Source organism: Flavobacterium sp. HJSW_4 (genome assembly GCF_042436695.1).
In the GTDB taxonomy this organism is placed as follows: Bacteria; Bacteroidota; Bacteroidia; order Flavobacteriales; family Flavobacteriaceae; genus Flavobacterium.
On the sequence record NZ_JBHNPP010000043.1, the window covers coordinates 1 to 18,689 of the forward strand.

At 32.7% G+C, this 18,689-nt stretch carries 16 protein-coding genes; 9 read left to right on the top strand and 7 right to left on the bottom strand.

The genetic code is table 11. The features are described 5' to 3' along the window. Window positions 1-226 precede the first annotated feature (226 nt). The 5 genes from mnmG (at window position 227) to ACE01P_RS22625 (ending at window position 7,339) form a co-directional block, all read left to right on the top strand. Window positions 227-2,098 (top strand): tRNA uridine-5-carboxymethylaminomethyl(34) synthesis enzyme MnmG, encoded by a 1,872-nt coding sequence (mnmG, locus tag ACE01P_RS22605; RefSeq protein ID WP_379701329.1) that lies wholly within the window; start codon window positions 227-229, stop codon window positions 2,096-2,098. Between the two features lie 348 nt (window positions 2,099-2,446). Continuing rightward, entirely contained in the window at window positions 2,447-3,295 is an 849-nt protein-coding gene (locus ACE01P_RS22610; protein ID WP_379701330.1) for a class I SAM-dependent methyltransferase, read from the top strand. A gap of 238 nt (window positions 3,296-3,533) precedes the next feature. Next, window positions 3,534-4,118, top strand: coding sequence for an OmpH family outer membrane protein (locus ACE01P_RS22615; RefSeq protein ID WP_248728807.1), 585 nt, complete (start codon window positions 3,534-3,536; stop codon window positions 4,116-4,118). Window positions 4,119-4,219: 101 nt separating this feature from the next. Next, the gene (locus tag ACE01P_RS22620; RefSeq protein WP_379701334.1) at window positions 4,220-6,499 is read left to right on the top strand and encodes a helix-turn-helix domain-containing protein; all 2,280 of its coding nucleotides are present in this window, start codon (window positions 4,220-4,222) and stop codon (window positions 6,497-6,499) included. Between the two features lie 78 nt (window positions 6,500-6,577). Next, window positions 6,578-7,339, top strand: coding sequence for a hypothetical protein (locus tag ACE01P_RS22625; RefSeq protein WP_379701335.1), 762 nt, complete (start codon window positions 6,578-6,580; stop codon window positions 7,337-7,339). A 102-nt stretch (window positions 7,340-7,441) separates the two neighbouring features. On the opposite strand, the gene ACE01P_RS22630 is transcribed toward ACE01P_RS22625, so the two are convergent. After that, window positions 7,442-8,209, bottom strand: coding sequence for a DUF2185 domain-containing protein (locus ACE01P_RS22630; RefSeq protein WP_379701336.1), 768 nt, complete (start codon window positions 8,207-8,209; stop codon window positions 7,442-7,444). A 159-nt stretch (window positions 8,210-8,368) separates the two neighbouring features. After that, a complete protein-coding gene (locus tag ACE01P_RS22635) occupies window positions 8,369-9,340 on the bottom strand; it encodes an SPOR domain-containing protein (RefSeq protein WP_379701338.1) in 972 nt (323 codons plus the stop codon). Between the two features lie 237 nt (window positions 9,341-9,577). On the opposite strand from ACE01P_RS22635, the gene dprA reads away from it, so the two are divergent. Beyond that, on the top strand, window positions 9,578-10,678 hold the full coding sequence (dprA, locus tag ACE01P_RS22640; protein ID WP_379701340.1) for a DNA-processing protein DprA: 1,101 nt from the start codon (window positions 9,578-9,580) through the stop codon (window positions 10,676-10,678). A gap of 188 nt (window positions 10,679-10,866) precedes the next feature. On the opposite strand, the gene ACE01P_RS22645 is transcribed toward dprA, so the two are convergent. Beyond that, on the bottom strand, window positions 10,867-11,988 hold the full coding sequence (locus ACE01P_RS22645) for an acyltransferase family protein (protein ID WP_379701341.1): 1,122 nt from the start codon (window positions 11,986-11,988) through the stop codon (window positions 10,867-10,869). 567 nt (window positions 11,989-12,555) lie between these two features. Here ACE01P_RS22645 and ACE01P_RS22650 point away from each other — a divergent pair. Beyond that, window positions 12,556-13,233, top strand: coding sequence for a sensor histidine kinase (locus tag ACE01P_RS22650; RefSeq protein ID WP_379701342.1), 678 nt, complete (start codon window positions 12,556-12,558; stop codon window positions 13,231-13,233). Then, the gene (locus ACE01P_RS22655) at window positions 13,223-13,927 is read left to right on the top strand and encodes a LytR/AlgR family response regulator transcription factor (RefSeq protein WP_379701343.1); all 705 of its coding nucleotides are present in this window, start codon (window positions 13,223-13,225) and stop codon (window positions 13,925-13,927) included. Before ACE01P_RS22650 ends, ACE01P_RS22655 begins: the two co-directional genes overlap by 11 nt. Before the next feature lie 41 nt (window positions 13,928-13,968). Here the strand turns inward: ACE01P_RS22655 and trpS are convergent, their stop codons facing one another. Next, entirely contained in the window at window positions 13,969-14,943 is a 975-nt protein-coding gene (gene trpS / locus ACE01P_RS22660) for a tryptophan--tRNA ligase (protein ID WP_379701344.1), read from the bottom strand. A gap of 375 nt (window positions 14,944-15,318) precedes the next feature. Between trpS and ACE01P_RS22665 the strand changes: the two genes are divergently transcribed. Beyond that, complete coding sequence (locus tag ACE01P_RS22665; RefSeq protein ID WP_379701345.1) at window positions 15,319-16,059, top strand: lysophospholipid acyltransferase family protein; 741 nt, start codon at window positions 15,319-15,321, stop codon at window positions 16,057-16,059. Between the two features lie 550 nt (window positions 16,060-16,609). On the opposite strand, the gene recA is transcribed toward ACE01P_RS22665, so the two are convergent. From recA to ACE01P_RS22680, 3 genes are all read right to left on the bottom strand, one after another. Further along, window positions 16,610-17,620 carry a recombinase RecA gene (gene recA / locus ACE01P_RS22670; protein WP_379701346.1) on the bottom strand — a complete coding sequence of 337 codons (1,011 nt, stop codon included), beginning with the start codon at window positions 17,618-17,620 and terminating at the stop codon, window positions 16,610-16,612. Window positions 17,621-17,763: 143 nt separating this feature from the next. Then, the gene (locus ACE01P_RS22675; RefSeq protein WP_111284243.1) at window positions 17,764-18,273 is read right to left on the bottom strand and encodes an acyl-CoA thioesterase; all 510 of its coding nucleotides are present in this window, start codon (window positions 18,271-18,273) and stop codon (window positions 17,764-17,766) included. A gap of 32 nt (window positions 18,274-18,305) precedes the next feature. Next, window positions 18,306-18,689: a DoxX family protein gene (locus ACE01P_RS22680; protein WP_095930182.1), complete on the bottom strand. Its 384-nt coding sequence runs from the start codon at window positions 18,687-18,689 to the stop codon at window positions 18,306-18,308.

Below are 18,689 nucleotides of genomic sequence, written 5' to 3' on the forward strand. Positions count from 1 at the left end.
AGTTTGAAGATTCCAGTTTGAAGATTCCAGTTTGAAGATTCCAGTTTGAAGATTCCAGTTTGAAGATTCCAGTTTGAGGATTCCAGTTTGAGGATTCTAGTTTGAACTTGAAACATAAAACTCCAAACCTGAAACAAAAAAAAATATACGTTCCACGTGGAACAAAGAAAATATAAATGTAATTCTAGAAACCGCGTTAGCGGTTTTTGGAGAATAATAAAACAAAATGTTTTTAGAAGAATATGATGTAATTGTGGTTGGTGCAGGCCATGCTGGTTCTGAAGCTGCGGCTGCGGCTGCAAATTTAGGATCGAAAACTTTATTGGTTACAATGAGTTTGCAAAACATAGCACAGATGTCTTGTAATCCTGCGATGGGAGGAATTGCAAAAGGACAGATCGTTCGTGAAATAGATGCCCTTGGTGGATATTCAGGAATAGTTTCTGATAAGACTGCGATCCAATTCAAAATGCTGAACAAATCAAAAGGACCTGCTATGTGGTCACCGAGAGTTCAAAGTGACAGAATGCGTTTTGCAGAAGAATGGAGAATGATGTTGGAGGGAACTCCAAATTTAGATTTTTACCAAGAAATGGTAAAAGGGCTAATTATTGAAAACGGAAAGATAAAAGGAATTAGAACTTCACTTGGTGTGGAGATTCGTTCCAAATCTGTGGTTTTGACAAATGGCACTTTTTTGAATGGTTTAATTCATATTGGAGAAAAACAATTCGGAGGTGGTAGAGCAGGAGAAAGTGCTGCAACCGGAATTACCGAAGATTTGATCAAAGCAGGTTTTGAAGCTGGAAGAATGAAAACAGGAACGCCACCTCGAGTAGATGGACGTTCTTTAGATTATTCTAAAATGAACGAAGAAAAAGGAGATGCTAAGCCAGATAAATTTTCTTATTCAGATGTGACTTCTCCGTTAACGCATCAACGTTCTTGTTACATGACATACACGTCATTGAATGTTCATGATATTTTAAGAGAAGGTTTTGATCGTTCTCCAATGTTCAATGGAAGAATCAAAAGTTTAGGACCAAGATACTGTCCTTCGATTGAAGATAAAATAAATCGTTTTGCAGATAAAGAACGTCACCAATTATTTGTTGAGCCAGAAGGATGGAATACTTGCGAAGTTTATGTGAACGGATTTTCAACTTCACTTCCAGAAGATATCCAATTTAAAGCACTTCGTTCGGTAGCAGGTTTTGAGAATGTAAAATTCTTTAGACCTGGTTATGCTATAGAATATGATTTCTTTCCACCAACTCAATTGAAACATACTTTAGAAACTAAGTTAGTTGAAGGATTATATTTCGCTGGACAAATTAACGGAACAACAGGATATGAAGAAGCAGCTTCTCAAGGTTTGATGGCTGGAATAAATGCACACTTGAAAGTTCACGAAAAAGATCCATTAATTTTAAAACGTGATGAAGCATACATCGGAGTTCTAATTGATGATTTGATTACGAAAGGAACGGAAGAACCATATCGTATGTTTACATCAAGAGCAGAATACAGAACATTGTTGCGTCAAGATAATGCCGATTTCAGATTGACTCCAATGTCATACGAAATTGGTTTAGCTTCTGAAGCTCGTTTAAGAAGAATGGAAAAGAAATTAAACGAATCTGAAAAGATGGTTTCGTTCTTTAAAGAAACGAGTGTAAGTGTTGCAGAAACAAATCCGATTTTGGAAGCGAAAGAATCAGCACCAATTTCGCAAGGAGATAAAATGTTCAAGATTTTTTCTCGTCCACAAATTGAATTAGAAGATATGTTGAAATTTGAAAAAGTTTCAGCTTATATCGAAGAAAACGAACTTGACGAAGAAATTGTAGAGCAAGCCGTAATTCAGGTGAAATATTCTGGATATATCGAAAAGGAAAGAAATAATGCAGATAAGTTGAATCGTTTGGAAGAAGTAAAAATTCCAGACAATTTCGATTATAATAAAATAAAATCAATGTCGATTGAAGCAAAACAGAAATTGAGCAAGATTCGTCCTGTAACCATTTCTCAAGCTTCAAGAATCAGCGGGGTATCACCAAGTGATATTTCCGTACTTTTGATTTATATGGGAAGATAATTTTGTTTTCAATTTCAGGTTCCACGTGAAACATTAACCTAAAATTGAAAACTTTTTAATAAAAACTATTTGTTCCACGTGAAACCTTTTGGTGAAATAGTAATGATATTTACAAAAAATAATTATCGTTTTTAATCGTTTTAAGTGTGAAAAAAAATAGAATTTAAAGAATAAACAAATTGTCTGAAATTTGAAAAAGTAGAAGTTAATTATGTTGGAATTATCATAATTCAGAAAAAGATCAAAAAGAAAGATAAAGAAGAATTAAAAACAAAAAATTCTAAAAACGATAAAATTTCGTTTTTAGGATTTGCTATAAATTAAACCCAATATCTATAAAATTAAAAAATGAACGTTTTAAACAAAAAACATTTTCTTACGGTTAAAGACCATTCTGTTTCAAAAGAAATTTTTGATTTGTATTATGATGAAGAATTAGATATGCTAATTACTTCTCCACAACCCGAACTTCAAAATTTGGGAAGATATTACGAAAGCGAAGATTATATTTCGCATACAGACAACAAACGTTCGTTATTTGAAAAAGCATACCATTTCGTAAAAAATATTGCGCTTCAAAATAAATTGAATTTAATCAATAGCCAGCAACCGCAAAAAGGTAAAATTCTAGATATTGGTGCTGGAACTGGAGATTTTCTTTTAACTGCAAAAAATGACGGTTGGGAGACAATTGGAGTAGAACCTAGCGATCGAGCAAAAAATATTGCAAAGCAAAAAGGAATTTCATTTGTTGAAGAAATTAGCGCTTTAGAAAATCATTCTTTGGATGTTATTACGATGTGGCATGTTTTGGAACATGTGCCAGATTTAGAAAATCAAATCAAAGAATTGAAGCGTTTATTAAAACCAACTGGAACATTAATTATTGCGGTTCCGAACTACAAATCGTTTGATGCAAATCATTATCAAACTTTTTGGGCCGCTTATGATGTGCCGATTCACTTTTGGCATTTTTCAAAAAAATCGATTCAATTACTTTTTGAAAGAGTAGACATGAAATTAGAAAAGATACTTCCAATGAAGTTCGATTCGTTTTATGTGAGCCTTTTGTCTGAAAAATACAAAACAGGAAAAATGAATTACATCAAAGCTTTTTTCATTGGTTTAAAATCAAATTGGAAAGCGAAAAGCACAAAAGAATATTCATCGCATATTTACGTTCTAAAAAATAAATAGAACTCAAAATAATCAATCAAAAAGCTATTTCTTCAAAACAAGAGGAAATAGCTTTTTTGATTTGAAAAAGTTTCAAAAAACAGCCATTTATTTGCTATAAAGTTGAATTATTGCTATTATTTTTTCGATAAATAAAAACAATATCATAAAATTTGCGCATTTTTTAAACTTTATGCTGATGCTATTGATTTTTTTATATTTTTGTCTTCAATACTTAAAAAAATAGAATTTAAAAAAAATGAAAAAAGCATTAGTTATTATCGCACTTTCAGTTTTCGCAGTTTCTTGTAACAAAACAGCAGAGGTAAAGGAAGTAAAAACAGCTTACGTGGATACTTCGGTTTTGATGAAAGAATACACTGAGGCAAAAGATTTAGAGGCAAAGTACAAAGCTCAAGCGGAAGAAAAAGGTAGACAATTACAAGCTGAGATTTCACGTTTTAAACAAGACGCTGCTAATTTTCAAAGTCAAGCACAAGCAAACGGTCAAGCTTGGGCACAGCAAAGAGGAGCTGAATTGCAAAAAAGAGAGCAGCAATTAGGTTATGCACAACAAGCATTAGCACAACAATTGCAACAAGAAAGTGGTGTTGAAATGGATTCTCTTGTTAGTGGAGTTAAAAAATTCATTAAAGACTACGGAAAGAAAAACGGTTACTCTTACATCTACGGAACTGGAGATGCTGCTACAATTTTGTATGCTGAAGAGAAATACGATATCACTAAAGAAATTATCAAAGCTTTAAATGATAAATATAAAGCAGAGCCAAAAACAGATGCAAAACCAGCAGCTGAAGCAAAAGAAGGCGAAGCTAAAAAATAAAACTACCAAACTAACTAAATTACTGAAAACCTAAATCCACTGCGATTTAGGTTTTTTCTTTTTATAAAAATGCGGTAATTTTAGTTTTTAATACAAGCCCAATGCAGAACGTTTCAGAAGCGGCAGCTTACACTTTACAATTCATCAATCAGACCCAAAAATCTATTTTCCTTACGGGAAAAGCAGGTACAGGAAAAACTACGCTTTTACGCGAAATTATAGCAACGACTCATAAAAATACTGTGGTCGTTGCGCCAACGGGAATCGCGGCTTTGAATGCGGGTGGTGTAACTATTCACTCGATGTTTCAACTTCCGTTTTCTGCGTTCATTCCGTCGTACGATGTGAGTGCGCAATTTACAGAAACGGTAAAATTTGAAAACAAAGAATCGCTTCGCCGCCATTTCAAAATGAATAACGTCAAGCGAAATGTAATCAAGAACATGGAACTTCTTGTGATTGATGAAGTCAGTATGATGCGTGCCGATTTGTTGGACGCGGTCGATTTCATGATGCAGACCGTTCGAAGAAACACACATCCTTTTGGCGGAGTTCAAGTTTTGTTCATTGGTGACTTGCTACAGTTGCCGCCGGTTATTCGTGATGAGGAATGGCGAACGCTGAAAAACTATTACCGCGGGAAATTCTTTTTCCATTCTCACGTGCTTCAAACGTATCCGCCGATTTATATCGAATTGTCAAAAATCTACCGCCAGACAGACGATGCTTTTATTTCGGTTTTGAACAATCTTCGAAATAATCAGATCACTCCAGAAGACATAACTATTCTAAATCAGTATGTTAAGCCAGATTTTGATTTCAAAGAGAACAAAGGCTACATCACGCTGACAACGCATAATGCTAAAGCAGATTCTATCAACTCACAGTCAATCAATGATTTAGATGGTAAAGAATACGTTTATACACCGTTTGTAGTCGGAGACTTTCCCGAAAAGATCTTTCCTGTCGAAGAAGAATTAAAATTGAAAGTCGGCGCGCAAATCATGTTTGTCAAAAACGACTTGTCTTTTGAGAAAAGATATTTCAACGGAAAAATGGGAGTAATAAAATCACTTTCAGACGAAGAAATCTTTGTTCATTTTCCAGAAGAAAACATGACACTTGAAGTTGAAAAGTACGAATGGAAAAATATCCGATACAAAGTCAACGAACAAACAAAAGATATCGAAGAAGAAGTTTTGGGAACCTTTGCGCATTATCCGATCAAGTTGGCGTGGGCGATTACAGTGCACAAAAGCCAAGGTTTAACTTTTGATAAAGCAGCGCTCGATGTATCGCAAGTTTTTCTACCTGGGCAAGCCTATGTAGCACTTTCGCGTTTGCGTTCGTTAGACGGGCTTATTTTGCTTTCTCCGATGCAGATGAATGGTATTTCCAACGATCAAGATGTGATGGATTACGCTTTGAACAGAGCGACAGAGGAAACTTTGGAGAAGGCACTTCACTTCGAAACCAAAAATTTTATTCACAACTATTTGATAAACAGTTTCAATTGGGGAGAATTAGCACAAGAATGGCGAAATCATCGTTTTAGTTATAACGAAAATGCCGCCGGTTCTGAAAAAACGAAACATGCGGTTTGGGCGCATAAACGAATGGAAATCATCGAACAGCTTTTAGATCCTTCGCAGAAATTCATTGCGCAGCTCAATAAAATTTTCATTAAAGAAACAGTCGATTTGTTTTTCGTGAAAGAAAGGGTAGATGCGGCCTATGATTATTTTTTCAAAGCGATGGACAAATTGGTTGATGATCTGATTTACAAAATGGCTGAGATCCAAAAATTTAAAAAGGTAAAAGAATTCTACGAAGAGCTTAACTTTTTGGAAGATCTTCAGACAAAAGCCGTTTTGCGATTGATGAAAGCCAAGTTATTGATTGAAGTTGTTGTCGCTGGCGAAGAAATCAGCAAAGAAAAGCTGACGTCGCCAAATATTAAAAATTACAAAAGCAACAAAGCAGAAAGGATTCGCGAAGAGCTTAAAACGACAAATACAGACATTTTTAGGACCGAAGAACCTGTTGTTCGATACAAATCAACTAAGACAGAGAAAAACGAGCTTAAAACGGCTAAAAAAACGACAGTTGAAGAAACGTTAGATTTATGGCTGGAAAAAAATTCGGTTGAAGATATTGCAAGAATGCGTAAATTGACTGTACAAACAATCGAAGGTCATTTAGTAAGATTGATTCAGTCCAAAAAAATCGAAATCACCGATGTTTTGCCGTACGATAAAATTTTGGCTTTGAGAGAAGCATTCCAATTTTATCAAGAAGAATCTTTGAGTCCTTTGAAAGAAAAATATGGAGATGAATTTACTTGGGATGAACTAAAAATGTTCAAAGCGAGCATTAATTAGATTTTTGGACGTCCCACGTGAAACACTGTTTTCTGTTTTTCAAAATTCTAATTACTAATGCATTAAATTATTTTTGATATGAAAACATTTAAAATGTTGCTAACAATTTTGGTTTTTAGTTCTCCGTTTTTGAATGCGCAAGACTTGAAACCAGAATATCAAAAGTTCATTTCGAAATTTATTCTTGAAGTGAAAGCAAGCGATAAAGAAGCAATTGCAAAACGTATAAAATTTCCATTCAAACGTGTTTATCCAATTCCTTCGGTAAAAGATAAAGCAGATTTTGTAAAAAGATATAATCAAATTTTTGATAAATTTTTGATCGAAAAAATAGTTAAATCTGATCCTGCAAAAGATTGGTCGGAAGTAGGGTGGCGCGGCATCATGTTGAATCAAGGTGATATGTGGATTGATATTGACGGAAGAATTATCAGTATCAATAATGAATCTGAGGAAGAACTGAAATTGAAAAACGAATTAATAGCGAACCAGAAAAAAAGTGTAAATGCTTCAATTTCAAATTTTAAAGAACCAGTTGCAATTCTTGAAACTTCAAAATTCAGAATTAGAATTGACGATTTAGGAAATGATAATTATCGTTATACTTCATGGTCAATCAAACAGAAAATGACCGAAACTCCAGATCTTGTAATTGAAAAAGGCGTTTTTGTTGCAGACGGAACTGGAGGAAATCATTACTACGAATTTAAAAAAGGCAATTTCAAATACAGATGCTATTTTATTGTTTTGGGTGAAAAAGATTCTCCGCCAGCAGTTTTGACGGTTTATCAGTCTGGAAAAGAAATTTTATCTCAAGATGCAAAAATTGTTTCACGATAAACAAAAAGCCCGATTCGTTAGGAATCGGGCTTTTTTATTAAACGGCCAAGATTGCTTATTTAAAAAAACGGTTTTACGTGGAACATTTTTATTTACAAAATTTTAACCCTTGAAACTAATATGTTCCCAAGTAGAAAGTGCCCATTCTAAATCGCTTTTCTCATCAAAATAAAATGCGGTCTGCATTACTTCTTGAGCTATGATGGAAAAACCAAAAATCAGATTATAAGTTTTGTCTCCATCGGTTTCTTCAATTAAATAGCCAATTCTAGAAACTTCAGAATCAGAAAATTCGAATCGTTGCAATGTTTTAGATTTTGTCTGATCTCGATTTTCAACCTCTTTTTTATATTCTTCAAAAAGGGCTTCTTTGCTTAGATCAGAATTCCAAATTGAGATTCTAATAGACTTATCTCCAGTTGTATAATATAGAGTTCCGTCCTCTTCAATTGTTTTTTCGAAAAGATTATTAATCTCAATTGACCATTCTTCTGTTAAACGGTGAGTTATCATGAAATCATCTTCCAAATCAAAATCAGTGACTTTGTACCAATCCGAGTTGTGATTAGTTCTTTCATAAACAGAACCAATCCCTTTCAATAAAATATTTTCCAGCGAAGGATCAATTTTTAGAATTGTTGACGGGTTATATATTCCGGCATTATTAGGATCATCAGTGTATTCTTCAGATTCAAAACCTGTAAAAATTCGCCAGCCGCTATCTTCGGGACGAGTCCGTTTTTCACGATATAGAAAACGCGGTTTAATGTTTTGATCAACAATCATTTTCGAAACCATTAGACCGCCAATTGCAGGGAAGTTTTCAAAATTGTTCTCACTTGATTTTTTATTCCTTTTGAAGAATTTCATGTAATTGTTTTTGTTTTCGAAAGTTAAGAGATTTTTCGATAAGAATGTTTCTCGTGAAACCTGTAAGTGCTGAAAGAAATATTCAGGGTTAAGTTGGATTTGATTCTTTCACAAAATGCCAAAAAAAATCCTGCTCATTCGAACAGGATTAAAAGTGTTTTATAGATTTTCGACCAGAATCCAAGCTTGTGGATTTTCGCCTTTTTGTATTTCTTTTTGAGCTTGTTCAGCTTCTTTCATTGTAGCATAACTTCCGTACAAAACAGGAAATAAACCGTGTTTGTTTTCTTTCAACATTCTAGCTTTGAAACCATCTTTAATTAATTGGTCATAAGCCTTTTTTGCATTTTGTTCACTTCTAAAAGCACCTGCCATAATGTGATAAGGCATTGTTGGTTCTTCAGTTTCAACGGCAACAGAATCTACAGAAAGAGTTACAGCCGGAAGCGGACTTTTGATAAAAAAAGTAGCTTCTTGAATTTTGTTCTGCACTTTTTTCTGAACCGCTTTTTCTACAACAAGTGTTTGATTATCAATTTGATTTTGGTATAAAGGATAACCGATGCTTCCTGTAATTCCAAGTCCCAAAACTAAAATTGCAGCATAACGCAAGAACGGATTTGAAGATTTGCTTTCTTCATCATTTTCATATAATAAAACGGCATCTTTTTCTTTTGCTGCAATCTTTTCGATTTTTTTCTCGAATTCCTCTTTTTTCACCATTGGAGAAACGAAAGGGCTTAAGCCAAAAGAAGTTGCTAGATAATTTGTCTGATCGTTTGGTTTGAAAATAATGTTACTCTCAGAATTTAAACGCAATTCTCCAATATTTTTGAAAAGGATTACGCCTCCTTCTTCCAACGTTTTTTTCCAATTCAAAATCTCAAAAGCAATTGCGCTAACGGCAAAACCGTAAGATGTTTTTTCAGCTTGAGCGATATGATTTGCTAACAATCCGTCGTTATTTTTGATACGACTGTTGAAAGAAATGGTCTTTTTTGGAGGAAAAAACGAATTAGTGCTTTCATTTAGCTGCGCCGAATGAGTTTCGGTTAAAAATGCACCAAATCCTGGAACCGTTACACACTGATAACGATACAATAACTGTGAGATATATACTTCGATTTTCATAGTAACAAAGTTATGCATCACGTATAGTTATCAAAATTTTATTCACAATTTTTATTAACAATTGAGAATTATTTTTAGATAATTCGTTTTCAATTGTTTAACGCTTTTGTTTTTGTTGATTTCTCTGACGATTAAAAAATATACTTCAATTTTATTAAGAAATTACTTTGTTTTAATGATATTTGCGCATCGAAAAAGTAAAAATATTTTTTCTATTTTACATAATGTTTTTAAAATATGACCGATCAGGATTTATTTAGTTTACTTGCCTTATTGAAAGTTGATGGAGTGGGTGATGTTTTAGGCAAAAAATTATTGCATTCTTTTGGATGTCCTTCGGATATTTTTAAAGCTAAAAATTCTCAGTTGGCTGCCGTTGATGGCATTGGGTCTGTTCTATTGAAGAATTTGAAGGATAAGACTATTTTTGAAAAAGCCGATCGCGAACTTTCTTTCATTAAAAACAATAATATTCAGGTTTCTTTTTTTCAGGATGAAAGTTATCCAGAACGCCTTAAACATTGTTTTGATGCTCCAATTTTACTTTTTACTGCAGGAAATATCGATCTTAAAAACAAAAAAATAATTAGCATTGTTGGCACCAGACAAATTACTTCTTACGGAATAGATTTCTGTAAAAAACTGATTGAAGATTTGGCTCCCTTAGATCCTGTAATTGTGAGCGGATTTGCTTATGGTGTTGATATTGTAGCACATCAAGCCGCGATGGATCATAACTTGCAAACTATCGGAGTTTTGGCTCACGGACTGAATCAGATTTATCCTCGAACGCATAAAAAGTACATGGCAAAAATGGAAGATAATGGTGGATTTATAACCGAATTTTGGAGTGATTCAAATCCGGATAAAGAGAAATTTGTTCGCCGAAATCGCATCGTTGCTGGAATGACCGAAGCTACAATTGTCATTGAATCTGCCGATAAAGGCGGATCGTTAATAACTGCAAATATGGCCAACGAGTACAATCGAGATGTTTTTGCAGTGCCTGGAAGAGTGACCGATAAGTACAGTCAAGGATGTAATAATTTAATTAAAACTCAGAAAGCAAACGTGTTGACAAGTGCAGCCGATTTAATTTATATGCTGAATTGGGATATTAAAGAAAAACCCAAAAACATTCAGAAACAGCTTTTTGTTGAGTTGGAATCTGAAGAACAAAAGATTTACGATTTTCTCCAGAAAAACGGAAAGGAATTATTAGACCTCATTGCTATTGAATGTGAAATACCAATTTTTAAACTCTCTGGAATTCTGATAGGAATGGAGCTAAAAGGCGTTATAAGGCCACTTCCGGGAAAACTTTTTGAGTCAATTTAACGCAGAAAATCTTATTTATTTATTTTTTGGTGAAATGCCTATACAATCGGTATAAAATATAAATCAGCAATAAGCCAAAAACTATATTCAGGATTTGAAATAAGTAGGGTGGAACATTGTAGTCTTCAATATACTTATCCATCTTTTTTGTTTTAAGTAATTAATATACTTGAAGTTACAAAAATAAATCAAGAATTAACAAGATTTTTTTTAAATAAATAAGTTTTGATTTTGACTGAAGGTTTTTCGATTAAATATTTGAAAATAAATCCAGTTGTGATGCAAGATATAAAGCTTATCATTAGCGCGAAGTTGTTTTCTGCATCAATATTTAATTTTTCTAAAAATAATTGAGTCAAATGAATGATTCCTTTATGCGAAAGATATACAGAGTAGGAAAGTGCTGCGATTTGAGTCGACCAACTTGATTTTAAGTTATATAAAACAGATGATTTTGAAATGGCAGACATCACGATCAAACCAAAAGTAAAAGCCACAACAGTAAAACCGATAATAGAAGCCAATTCTGAAGTTTGATTATTACAAATCCATAATGAAAATCCGATCATGATGAGTCCTGTTAGTAATAATGCATTACCGTTTGAATCGATAAAATTTCTAATTGAAAAAGAAAATTCGTAGCAATAAGCAATCAATATTCCAACAGCAAGTGCGTCCAATCTTGTATAAGTTGGATAGTAAATTTCCATATACCAAATTTTAAAAAAATACGGAGAATCAAGGTTTGGAGTTATAAAATACTGCCATGTAAAAAACCTCGTTATGATAGAAATAAACAGCAGAAAAAAGAGAAAAAAGACTAAATAGTTCAAATCTTTAAATCTCAGAAATAGTAGAAGAATTAAAGGAAATAAAAGATAAAATTGTTCTTCTATGCACAATGACCAAGCATGAGAGAAAGTTCCTGAAGTCATTAAATTAAGTCCAATGTTTTGAGTAAAAGTTATAAATTTCCATAAAGCAGGTAATGCTTCTCTTTCTCTAAAAACAGGAAATGAAAAGTATAAAATTAATACCACTGCATATGGTGGAATTATTCTGAAGAAACGCTTGATATAAAATGATTTAACATTGATTTTCCTCCTTTTTTTAATTTCCTCAAAAAGTTGTCTTGAGATTAGAAATCCGCTAAGAACAAAAAATAGATCTACACCCATCCATCCAAATCTTCCATAAATGTCTACCCATTCAGGATGGGAAAACATTCGATAATGATATATCAAAACCATTAAAATGGCTAAAGCTCGAAGATGATCAAGTCCGTTAAATTTTTCAGAAACAGTTTTCATTCGTTTTTTCGGCAAATATGATCCAGATTTTTTGAAGTTTTAAAGGCATTATTCAGATGACAAAATTTTATTGACAAACAACTTAAAATTGTATTTGAAGTGCTTTTTTTGTTGTTCGTCATCAATTTAGGTTGTTCATCAATTGGAAATAAATTATAGTTTCTTATTTTTTATTTTTGAACTATGATACAAATGAGCTCAAAAAATAGTTTCAGACAAGTTCTTGTTTTTCAGTTGTTTTTATGGACAGCATTATTTTTAATTGGAGAAGCCCAAATTTATGCAGAATACAAACACCCAATGTTTTCGAGGATTACGCCTTATGATTTCTGTCATTTGATATTTCAAATTTTTGGCGCAAATTTTATTTATTATATTCTGATAAAAAAGATGTTCTATAAAAAGCAATATTTTTTATTCGCTTTTTCTTTTGTTTTGAGTTTGTATGTCATATCGGTCTTAAACAGAATTTTTACGATCTATATCGCCGAACCTTTTTTTATCAACGTGCCTCAGGATGATCTTTTAAGTATTTTAACAGATCTTAATTATCTTTTTTGTTACTACATGATTCCAATTATTTCGGCATCATTTATTTTTGTTTCGGTTATGTTTATGCTTGATTTAAGAAACGAAAAACAATTTTCTACAGAGTTACTTAGACAAAAGGCAGAACTTGAATTAAAAGCGCTAAAAACGCAGTTAAAACCACATTTTTTATTCAATACACTTAATAATATTTATTCGTTGTCTATTATTGATCCCGAAAAAACATCAGAATCTATTAGTCGCCTCTCAAACATATTGGATTATATTCTTTACAAAGGCCAAATTAAATTGATAAAAATTGATGATGAAATGAAGGTGATAAATGATTATATTGAGTTGGAAAAAATAAGATATGATGAGAGATTGCAATTAAAAATAGAGGAAAAAATTGGTTCTCAAAATCTGGTGCCTCCGCTATTGTTTTTATCTTTAGTTGAAAATGCTTTTAAACATGGTGCAGGCAATATTTTAGGAGAAATTTATATTGCTATCTCTGTTGAAACGGACTTAGAAAAATCAACTTTTAGAATTGAGAATTCTTTTATTCCAAAAGAAAATATAGAAGATTCAGGATTAGGTTTAAAAATTATTCAAGAACAATTAGAGATCATTTATGGTGACCGAGCTTCCTGCATTATTCAAAATGAAAATAACCTTTTTAGTGTAGAAATAATTGTTCCAGCAAATGAAAATTGATTGTATAATTGTTGATGATGAACCGCTCGCAGTAAAGCTTTTAGAAAATCATATTTCTAAAATCGATGACTTGCGTTTGGTTGGAACTGCCAGTAATGCATTGGAAGCTTATAAATTGATAAAGTCAAGGCAAGTGGATTTGGTTTTTTTAGATATTCAAATGCCAAATTTAAACGGAATTGATTTTCTAAAGTCACTACAAAATAAACCTAAAACGATTTTTACAACGGCGTATAGAGAGTTTGCTATTGAAGGTTTTGAACTAGAAGCAGTAGATTATATTCTTAAACCAATTATTTTTGAACGCTTTTTTAAGGCTGTAGAGCGAGTTTTACGGAAAAATCCTGAGTTTGAAAAAGAAGAAGAAGATTTCATAATGCTTAAATCAAAAGGACTTCAATATAAAATTTTATTGAAAATGATTTTATTTGTTGAAAGTCAAGGTAATGATGTGAAAGTAGTTTTAAAAGAAGGAAAACCGATTGTTGCAAAATATAAAATTAGTGATCTTGAAACTTCTTTAGAATCTAAAGGATTTTTGCGTGTTCACCGTTCTTTTTTAGTCAATTTGAAAGATGTAAAAGCTTTTGGAAATGCCGAAATAATGATTGACAGTTTTACTATTCCAATTGGACGAAGTTATAAAGAAAACTACGAAATCTTTAAGAAGGATTTTAAAAATGTTGTGAAATAAAAAACGCGACAAATTCAAATTTGTCGCGTTTGAAATGTATATTATTTTTGAAAGCCTAAAACCTCTCTAACTTTCGCTAAAACTCCATCAGCAATTATAGAAGCTTTTGAAGCGCCTTTTTTCAATAAAGCATCTACTTCTTCAAGGTTGTTGATGTAGTAGTTATACTTCTCTCTTTCTGTTTTGAATTTTTCTGTAATTAATTCAAACAAAGCTTGTTTCGCATGTCCGTAACCATAATTTCCGCCTAAATAATTGGCTCTCATTTCTGCGATTTGCTCTTCTGTTCCTAACAAAGAATAAATTGCAAAAGCATTACAAGTATCTGGATTTTTTGGATCTTCAAGCGGAGTACTATCCGTTTCAATACTCATAACTTGCTTGCGTAATGTCTTATCATCCAAGAAAATATTGATGATGTTGTTAGCAGATTTACTCATTTTTCCTCCGTTTGTTCCGGGAATCAGCATGATGTTTTCTTGAATTTTTGCTTCAGGAAGAACAAAAGTTTCGCCCATTTGGTGGTTGAAACGAGCCGCAACGTCGCGAGTAATTTCTAAATGTTGCAACTGATCTTTTCCAACAGGAACAAATTCAGCATCATACAATAAAATATCTGCGGCCATTAACATTGGGTATGTAAAAAGTCCAGCGTTAACATCGTCTAAACGATCTGCTTTATCTTTGAAAGAATGTGCTAATGTCAATCTTTGAAATGGAAAAAAACAGCTTAAATACCAAGTCAATTCTGTAGTTTGAACCACATCAGATTGTCTGTAGAAAGTAACTTTTTCAGGATTTAGACCACAAGCAAGCCACGCTGCCGCAGTGCTATAAGTGTTTTCTCTTAAAGTCTTTCCGTCTTTAATTTGAGTGATTGAATGCAAATCGGCAATAAACAAAAAAGATTCATTTGTTGGATCGTTTGATAACTCGATTGCCGGAATAATTGCTCCTAATAAATTTCCTAAATGCGGTGTTCCTGTACTTTGAACACCAGTAAGTATTTTTGCCATTCTCGTTTTTTTCTGAATTGCAAATGTCGGAATGTTTTTTTTAACGGCAAAGTGGGTAAAGATTTTACCCAAAATCACATGTAATTTTTAACAAACAATTAAATATCAAATTGTTTTTAAATTTTAACGCAGAATTTCGTATGAAATAATTAATTTTTAACCGGATTCGTAAAGTTTTAAAAAGAAAGAAATGCTTTTAAGAAAGCGTGTTAAAAACTTTGCGAACTCATTTAAAGCATTTTCTCAAAAAATTCTTAGCAATCTTTGCGAAAAACTCTGCGACTTCTGCGTAATAAAATATTCGTATAGTATTTAAAAACATCAGATAAAAAATTATTTGAAAAGAATTGATTTCTCTTTCTTACATTTGAAACTATGAAAATACTTAAAATTGCTTTTTGGATTCTTTGGCGTATTTGGTTTTACATTTTGATGGCAATTCCAATATTAATTATGCTGCCATTTCTATTGATTTCTATTATTTCGGAGAAAGGTTACCCTTATTTTTTTAAAATGGCTCGAATTTGGTCCAAATTTATCCTTTTCGGAATGGGCTTTTATTATACCGTAAAACGCGATCAGAAGCTCATTAAAGGCAAAAGTTACATGATAGTGGCTAATCATACCTCGATGACCGATATCATGCTTACATTGGCTTTAATTAAAAATCCTTTCGTTTTTGTTGGAAAGAAGGAATTGGTGAAGATTCCGCTTTTTGGATTTTTCTATAAAAGAACCTGTATTCTGGTTGACAGAAGTTCGTCTAAAAGCAAAAATGAAGTTTTTAAAAGAGCTCAAAGTAGGTTAAATCAAGGTTTAAGTATTTGTATTTTTCCTGAAGGGGGAGTTCCAGATGACGAGAGTATTTTGTTAGATGAGTTTAAAGACGGTGCATTCAGATTGGCGATCGATCACCAAATTCCGATTGTGCCAATTGTTTATCCAGATAGCAAGGAACGTTTTTCATATACATTCTTGAGCGGAAGTCCAGGAAAAATGCGTGCACGAATTTTACCATTCGTAGAAACAGAAGGTTTGACTAGCGATAACAGAAAAGAATTGAGAGATCAAGTAAGAACTATGATTTACAATGGTTTAGTTGATTTTAAGAAATAACTATAAAAACATTATGTAAAATACAAAAGCCGGTAGACTGATTAGATCTACCGGCTTTTCTTTGAATTAAAAACCCCCTATTTTTATTCAAAAGTTATTATCTGTGAATTATCTTTTCTGAAATAAAACGCAATACTTTTTTAAATCTTAATTTGGTTTTTCTTCGGTTTTTACTGTACAACAATTCCATTTTTTCTTTCATGATTCAAAATATTAATGGTTGATAATAAAGAGTTTAGTTTATAAACTCAAGTTAATGTCACATTATTATAGATATAGGAAATTTAAAATGGTTGCGTCAAAATTTAAAAAATTTGATAAAACCCGTCAGATGAAGAAGCTGACGGGTTTTTACTCAAATAACCAACCAATGTAAATTCTAAAAAAAATCCAAATTGATATATGGCAGTACCAATTGTAAACTGTTTTTTTTAATAGATGGAGGTTTGGCAAAAAGGTTGCGTCAAAATTTCATTTTATTTTTTGAAAACAAAAAAAGCCGAGAGATTCTAAAATCTTCTCGGCTTTTTAATAGTCTTTTTATGACTTATTAATTAGCATTAGCTAATTCTTTAATGTGATCTTTAATTTTAATTTCCAGTTCTTCAGCTAGTTCTGGATTATCTTTGATTAAAGTTTTAACAGCATCACGACCTTGACCTAATTTTGTATCACCATAGCTGAACCAAGATCCTGCTTTTTTAACGATATCAAATTCAACAGCTAAGTCTAAGATTTCACCAGTTTTAGAAACACCTTCTCCGTACATAATGTCGAATTCAGCAGTTTTAAAAGGCGGTGCCACTTTGTTTTTAACGATTTTTACTTTAGTTCTATTTCCGATTACGTTTTCACCGTCTTTTATTTGAGCAGAACGACGAATATCTAAACGTACAGAAGCGTAAAATTTAAGTGCGTTACCTCCAGTTGTAGTTTCTGGATTTCCGAACATTACACCAATTTTTTCACGTAGCTGGTTGATAAAGAAAACCGTACAATTTGTTTTACTGATAGTTCCAGTAAGTTTTCTCAAAGCCTGAGACATCAAACGTGCGTGAAGACCCATTTTAGAATCTCCCATTTCACCTTCAATTTCACTTTTTGGAGTTAAAGCTGCAACAGAGTCAATTACAACAATATCGATAGCTCCAGAGCGGATTAAGTTTTCAGCAATTTCTAAAGCTTGCTCCCCGTTGTCTGGCTGAGAAATGATTAAGTTCTCAATATCAACATTTAATTTTTCAGCATAATTTCTATCAAATGCGTGCTCCGCATCGATAAAGGCAGCGATACCACCTGCTTTTTGAGCTTCTGCAATAGCGTGAAGCGTCAAAGTTGTTTTTCCAGAAGATTCTGGACCGTATATTTCTATAATTCTTCCTTTTGGATATCCGTTTACACCAAGAGCTAAGTCAACACCTAGTGAGCCAGAAGAAATCGTTTCTACTTCTACAATGGCTCTGTCGCCCATTTTCATTACGGTTCCTTTTCCGTAGGTTTTGTCAAGTTTATCAAGCGTTAATTGTAGCGCTTTTAATTTGGCTTCTTTGTCTGAACTCATTTTTTTCTAATATCTAAATTATTATTTTGTCTTTCTGGATAAAAATAAGAAAATTCTGCTATATTTTAATAGCTTACATTTTCATTTTGTAAAATTACTTCTTTTTCTGAAGTTTGATTGTTCCAAATTGTCACAAATTTGATCTATAAAAATAAGGCCTTTAATTCTGTTGCATCAGAAGGTTTTATTTTTCCAGCAAGTAGTAAACTCAATTGTTTGCGACGAAGCGCAGCATCAAAACGTTGGATTTCAAGTTCGGTTTCTGGTACAATTGCCGGAACTTCAACAGGTCTTCCGGTGTCGTCGACAGCAACGAAAGTGTAAATTGCTTCGTTGGCTTTTGTTCTGTTTCCAGATTCACGGTCTTCTACCCAAACGTCAATAAAAACTTCCATCGAACTTTTGAATGATCTTGAAACTTTTGCCTCTACAGTTACTACGCTTCCAAGCGAAATTGCTCTGTTGAAAGCAACGTGATTTACAGAAGCCGTTACCACAATTCGGCGCGAATGTCTGCGGGCAGCAATACTTGCGGCGCGATCCATTCTGGCTAATAATTCACCACCAAAAAGATTGTTTAAAGGATTTGTTTCGCTCGGTAAAACTAAATCAGTTAAAATAGTTAGAGATTCTGAAGGATGTTTTGGATTCATTTTTTATCTAAAAATTTAAAAATTTGTATTGGTTAATTCAACCAATAAACAGCCATAACAGCTGGTATAAAATATATAACAATGGTTCTCGCACCATCGTAATCTTTTGCAAGTCTTTGTCCGAAAAGCATCATTAACAAACAGATACATGAAAAGATAGCTCCGTAAAAACCAAATTCTCTTCCGTTATTTGTGAATAGTTGAATTCCTCCAACAACACATAAAATTCCAGAAATTAATTCCAAAATTAGTAAATGCAACAGCGCTAGCGGAACTTGATTTTTTAATGGAGTTTTAGCAAAGTGTTCTTTCAGCCAAGCCACATTATCTTTCCAGTAAAAAATTTTTTCGTAACCTGATTGTAAAAAAGTTAAAGCTAGAAAAGCTAAAAGTAAAATTGAGGCAACATTGTTCAT